The sequence below is a fragment of the Caldibacillus sp. 210928-DFI.2.18 genome, from assembly GCF_020554505.1.
GTDB lineage: Bacteria > Bacillota > Bacilli > Bacillales > Caldibacillaceae > Caldifermentibacillus > Caldifermentibacillus hisashii.
Genome location: NZ_JAJCHL010000229.1, coordinates 1 through 467 on the forward strand (window position 1 = coordinate 1; position 467 = coordinate 467).

At 39.8% G+C, this 467-nt stretch carries 1 tRNA gene; it reads right to left on the minus strand.

Features of this window, described 5'->3' with window-relative positions:
• Positions 1-337: 337 nt before the first annotated feature.
• Positions 338-410 (minus strand) — tRNA-Thr (locus LIZ98_RS17695).
• Between the last annotated feature and the right edge of the window lie 57 nt (positions 411-467).

The window sequence follows — 467 nt, forward strand, 5'->3', positions numbered from 1 at the left end:
GAACCCGTGTTACCGCCGTGAAAGGGCGGTGTCTTAACCGCTTGACCAAGGGGCCACAATAAATTACTCACGCAAGTTGACGCTTATTATTATATAAAGAATGCGCATGATTGTAAAGGGAAGATAGTAAGTTTTTATTTTCTGATTTTTATTTTATCCCCTAAATGGTAATCTGTCTCACAGAACTAATATTTTGAAGGCATTAGGACGAAGGTAGCATTTAAAAGGTAGGTTTTTATACACTTTTTTGAAACATGTTAAAGATACCCATATCAAGCTATAAAAACAAACGGTTTCGAATAAATACCGAAACCGCATTTAATTTACACTATTAAAAAGCTTCCAATCGGGCTCGAACCGATGACCTCTTCCTTACCATGGAAGTGCTCTACCTGCTGAGCTATGGAAGCAAGGCTCCGCAGGTAGGATTCGAACCTACGACCGATCGGTTAACAGCCGATTGCTCT